Genomic DNA, 5,570 nt, shown 5'->3' on the forward strand with positions numbered 1-5,570 from the left:
CTTATGGAATGTATGTATGGCATTTGCCAATTATTGCCAGAGTTCAAAATATTTTTATGTCCGATATTCCGATTTATGGGTATTTTAAACAATTTACGATCGCTTTAATTTTCTCAACCTTACTCGCCAGTGTAACTTATTACTATATCGAAAAACGATAATCGTAAAAAATCACGATCGTGATTTTTTAGTCAAGATAGGTTCGAGATAAGAAATTCCGATTGCAATCGATAATAAAAGAAAAGGAACGCCAGGCCATAGATATCGAAATCCTTTGACTGGCATACTAACAGTTCTAATATAAGAGATTAGTAAAACTCGAGCGATCGTACAAGAAATAAAAAAAATGAATATTGAAATTGGAATCGCGTTTATATAGCTAAAAAACAAATATTTAAATAAAGTCAATACAACTCCTAATATTGCCATCCCTAATAAAATCGGGAAGAGATAACCATAAATTCTTGCCAAATTAATAGAAATATAATTAGTGAAGTTTTCTGTTTGTATTTTATTTCTAAAATTTAAAGATTCTCTAGTTATTTTCTGATAATATTTTCGATATAAATTATTATTCTCATATCCCGAAGTTAGATTTAGCTCTAAAGCTGAGCCGATCGAATTTTGACTGAGAATGCCTAAACTCTCAAAAAAGTAACCGATGTACTGAGGACGAAGCTGAGGTGAGAAGCTAGAAAAAGCTAAAGAAGAACGAGCGCATTTTAATCGATCGTCTTCGCAAGCTATTTTAATTTCTTCGGCTATTTCTCTATAAAATCGATCGGTCTCTTTTGCCGACTGATAGTATCCACTATCGGCAACGGCATCTCGCAACGCCCACAAGAATACACCCCCCATATAGTCATCGCAAATATTGACTCTCTCGTTGCAGGTTAGAGCAAACCAGGCTTGACCTTTTTCAGTTTCTAAAAAACTCGAGAGTTGTTGAAAACTTGGGCTGACTTCATAAAGTTGTCGGCGAGTTTCTTGAGGTACCGGAACCCAGCGACGGAATCGATCGGAATTGACTCGAACTATTTGAGCGTAAGCGGCTTTAAAACCCGGTGCAGTTAAGTCATTCGTGATATATAAACCATAATTAAAGTAGTTAAGCAAGCAAATAGATGATGTCGCGAAAATGACTGGAGCGACAACTAAAAAAATTGAAAAAAATAGAGTTTTAAAAAAAGCAAGACTGAGTTGAGATGCTACAGACTTTTTGAAAAGAATGATTCCATAAGCAAAAGCGATCGTGGGAACGATCCAAACCCCTTCTGGCCGGGTATTCCAAAACCAAGCCAATGCCAGTCCCAAAATTGCCGACCATTTCCAAAAAGGTCTTTGCCTCTGGCTATGAATTAGATGTAGCAAGCACGCCAGCATAAACGTTGTCAGCGGCACGTACAACGCTTCGGGCATAATCAATCGATTCCAATGGAACGAGCCGGGATTGAGGATATAGAGGGCGGAAAATAGCGTTACCACCCATCGACTGGGATAATATTTGTAGAGCGATCGCGCCAGAAATAAACCCGAACCCAAATATAATAATTCCTGGGAAAATCGCAAAGATAACCCCAAGCAATAACTCAGGGCAATATATGCCGGATATCCCGGTTGCCGCATTAATGTAAATCGATCGTAAGGTGGCAAGTCAAAGTTGACAAAAGAATTAGCCATGGCGATATATCGGAGATCGTCATGGCTACCAAAATAGGTAATTAGGGGTAAGTCGCGGGTCAGCCAGAGCTTAAGAAAAACTAGACACACAGGAAAGAACCAAACAGAGCGAACCATTTTGCCGATGGTTTTCGATAGCCATTGCAATCCGCTCTGTTTCATGTGTTAGTGGCTAGATGCACGGAAACGATCCCAAACAACCCCATTCGTTACCTGACGTTTTCTAACACTTCTTTCTGGTTGGCGAATTTATTCAAGAAGATGCTCAACACCGTCCGCTCGCGAACCTTAATATTCGATCGTACTGACATCCCCGATTGCAGGGGAATATCCTTCTGGCCAATTTTGATGAATTGTTGCCCCAACTCCACCGTCACCGGGAAGCGCCAATATTGATAATTTTGGTCTGGTGGCAGAGCATCCTCGCCGATAGACACCAATTTTCCGGGAATCGTCCCGAATTCGGTGGCGGGGAACGCATCGATTTGCACTTCCACCTCCATTCCTTCTGTCAAGAAGCCGATATCTTGGTTGGTGACATCCCCCGCCGCAATCAACTTTCCTTCCGGAACGATGCTCACCACGGGTTCGGTGCCGCTTCCCCCCTGTCCGATCACATCGCCAATGGCGTTGGGTGCAATTTCAAAGATAATTCCATCCACCGGAGAGCGTAACTCCCGATAGGCTAACGTCTGCTCGGCGCGGGTCAACTCCGAACCCACTTGAGCGATTTGGCGTTGGTTGTCGAGATTTGTCCGAGCGAGTTGGTCGTCGATTTGGGCAATTTGTCGCTGATTTTGGGCAATCCGCGCTAGGGTCTCTCGATTGGTGGTATCGACACTATTTTTCGATCGGGCCTCGGCTTGGTCGATGCTCGCCACAAGTCGCTGTTCTTCCTCTTGGAGGCGGAGGATTTCGCTCTCGAGATCGGTAATCTGGGCGCGCCGAGACGCGATGTCTCCTTCAAGAGCGGCTATTTCCTCCCGCGTTTGGGCCATTTCAGCGCCAATCCGGTTAATTTCATCATCCGCTGAGGAAACTTCCGATTCCAGACCGAGTACCGTATTTTGAGACGATAGCACCTGTTGCTCTTGTCGGTTCAGTTGCAGCTCGGCAACGGCCCCCTGCTCTACCACCGGTCGGATGCGATCGAGAATTTCTTGTTCTTTTGCCAGTTGCTCTTGTGCCGTTCGCTTTCGCTCTTGGGCGTTGCGCCGTCGATCCCTAGCCCCCTCCTGACGCTCTTGCCCCCCAATCAACCGCTGTCTGGCGCTGGCGACCCGTTCTTCGGCGCTCTGTAAGCCCAGTTGTTCTAATGGTCGCCGCTCCTGGGCTGCTTCCTTCTGGATGCGAGCTTGACTGATTTGTTCTTCGAGGGTTCTAATTTCTGCATTCGCCGCTCGCTTGCGAGATTCGAGTTCTTCCCGGCTCACATCTAGAAGTTGCTGCTGGTTGGCATCAAAAGTTCCCCCCACCAGTCCGCCAGGGTCGCCACCGTTGACTTGAGCTTGAAGAAACTGATTTTCCGATGCCAGTGCCGTACGCGTCTGAATCAAAGAATCGAGATTCGCCGTTCCCTCGCCGATACCCACACTTCCGGGGCTGGAGATCGCTCGCTCTTGTTGCTCTAGAATCTCTTGGGATTCTCGGAGTGCTTCGACTTCGGCTTCCGAGGTCGTGGGGTCGAGGGTCACGAGCAAGTCTCCCTTTTTGACCTTATCGCCACCTTCAATGTGAATTTCTCGGACGACTCCACCCACGGGCGCTTTGACTTCTTTGAGCGCGCCGTCAGGTTCTAGCTTACCTTGAGCGGGAATGGAGTGATCGATTTTCGCCAAGGCGGCCCAAATCAGGGTCGAAGCCGTCATCACCACGATCAACCAGATAAACGCCCGAGTCCAAATCGCTGGCTGTTCGAGAATAACGGGTTGGTCTTGAATGGTATCAATTTTCTGGATGGTCGTAGTCATATGCGATCGGGGGGTCAATACTCAACGTTTGTTGCTTGAATCTGCCATCGGAATCTAACCGTTGCTGTTAGAAAGCAGGGTTCGGTTGGGTTCTAGGTTCTAACTTGCCGATTGCGGGAATGGAGCGCTCGATTTTCGCTAAGGCGACCGAGATCGGGGTTGAAGCCGTCATCACTACGATCGACCAAATAAACGCCCGAGTCCAAATCGCTGGCTGTTCGAGAATAACGGGTTGGTCTTGAATGGTGTCAATTTTCTGGATGGTCGTAGTCATATGCGATCGGTAATTGGGGTTTGAGAATCAGAGATGGACAATTGCGAGCTGGCAACTCTAATAACCAGTCTATTCAATCCTAGACTCTTCGATCTTCGGACTCAGTTCCCGCAGGTGCCGATATCTGCTCCTATATCTTTTATCATCACGCTCTTGGACTTCAATTCGGGAAATTGTCGATCGAAGTTTGTTATTGGATTTGTCATAGCCATTGGCAAAACGGAAAATTGTCGCTTCGAGTTTGGCAATGCGGTAACGACTTTGCGAGATCGCATCTTGGATACTGGCAATGTCCAATTCGATCGCCATAAGTCCGATTGCGATGTTCATTGCGCTTCCATCCTCGATCTTCCTTTTCTCGATCGCAGATCGCCTAGAGTTGCGACTCTTGCTGTTGGTACAGACAGTAATAGCGCCCCTGAAGCTCCATCAATTCATCGTGCTTCCCTTGTTCGACCACAGCACCCTGATCCATCATGATAATCATATCGGCCTGTTGGACGGTGGGTAGTCGGTGAGTAATGAAGAAAACCGTACGACCTTTAAACTCTTCGACAAGGTTGCGACAGACCAAACTCTCCAAGTTATAATCCAGGGCGCTGGTTGCCTCATCGAGGATTAGCAATCGGGGACGTTGCAAGACCGTCCGGGCGATGGCGATCCGCTGGCGCTGTCCTCCCGATAGGGACGAACCCCGCTCCCCAACAACTGTATTGTAGCCATTGGCTAAGCCCATGATAAAGTCGTGAGCCGCTGCGACCTTCGCTGCATTCACGATCTCCTCATCCGAGGCTTCGGGATTATTCAGGGCAATATTGGAGCGAACGGTATTGTTAAAGAGCAGCGTATCTTGCAGCACCACCCCAATCTGTCGCCGCAAGGAGTACAGCTCCACCTTGCTGATATCGTAACCATCCACTTGAATCCGACCGGAGGTCGGAGCGTAGAGACGCTGCAATAGCTTCATCGCCGTACTCTTCCCAGAGCCACTTTCCCCAACGATGCCGACGAAGGTACCCGCCGGAAAATCCAGATTGACATTGGCCACTTGCAGCGGTCCGTTGGCCGCAAACCGGAAGCACACCTCATCGTATTTCACCGCCCCTTCAACATTGGGTAGGGGAATATTCAACCGGTCTTCGTCGCCGCTTTCGGGTTCGGAATTGAGGATATCCCGCAGACGCTCGACGGACATTCCCACCTCTTGGAAGCTCTGCCAAACCTGTACGAACCTCAGCAGCGCCCCGGTGACGTTACCGGCGAGAATTCGGAAGGCGATCAACTGTCCGAGGGTCAGTTGGTTATCGAGTACGAGGTAAGCTCCCACCCACAACAGAAGCAGACCCGAAAGCTTGTTTAAGAACCCGGCAACGGAGCTAGCTGCAGTATTGGTGAGGGTGGTGCGGAAACCCGCGTTCATAAATCGGGCGTAGCGATCGTACCAATTCCAACGGGAGGTCGTCTCGATATTTTGCGCCTTCACAGTCTGGATGCCGTTGAGGGTTTCCACCAAATAAGACTGCGCGTCGGCGTAGCGTTCGGCCCGCTTGCGCAGCAGTCGCCGGACGATGGGGGACACCAACAGAATTTGGACGGTGAAAAACGGTACCGTCGCCAGAGCCACAAATGTCAGTATGATGCTGTAG

Annotated in this window: 5 protein-coding genes; all 5 read right to left on the bottom strand. The window is 48.3% G+C overall.

Going from position 1 to position 5,570, the window contains the following annotated elements; translation table 11 throughout:
* Window positions 1–171: 171 nt before the first annotated feature.
* On the bottom strand, window positions 172–1,842 hold the full coding sequence (locus IQ235_RS17355; protein ID WP_264322682.1) for a glycosyltransferase family protein: 1,671 nt from the start codon (window positions 1,840–1,842) through the stop codon (window positions 172–174).
* Between the two features lie 47 nt (window positions 1,843–1,889).
* Entirely contained in the window at window positions 1,890–3,650 is a 1,761-nt protein-coding gene (locus tag IQ235_RS17360) for a beta-barrel domain-containing protein (RefSeq protein ID WP_264322683.1), read from the bottom strand.
* 67 nt (window positions 3,651–3,717) lie between these two features.
* A complete protein-coding gene (locus tag IQ235_RS17365) occupies window positions 3,718–3,924 on the bottom strand; it encodes a hypothetical protein (protein WP_264322684.1) in 207 nt (68 codons plus the stop codon).
* 69 nt (window positions 3,925–3,993) lie between these two features.
* Entirely contained in the window at window positions 3,994–4,254 is a 261-nt protein-coding gene (locus IQ235_RS17370; protein WP_264322685.1) for a hypothetical protein, read from the bottom strand.
* Between the two features lie 43 nt (window positions 4,255–4,297).
* Window positions 4,298–5,570: peptidase domain-containing ABC transporter (locus tag IQ235_RS17375; protein ID WP_264322686.1), on the bottom strand; the 1,273-nt coding region annotated here is incomplete at its 5' end.

The organism is Zarconia navalis LEGE 11467 (assembly GCF_015207075.1).
Classification (GTDB): domain Bacteria; phylum Cyanobacteriota; class Cyanobacteriia; order Cyanobacteriales; family Geitlerinemataceae; genus Zarconia; species Zarconia navalis.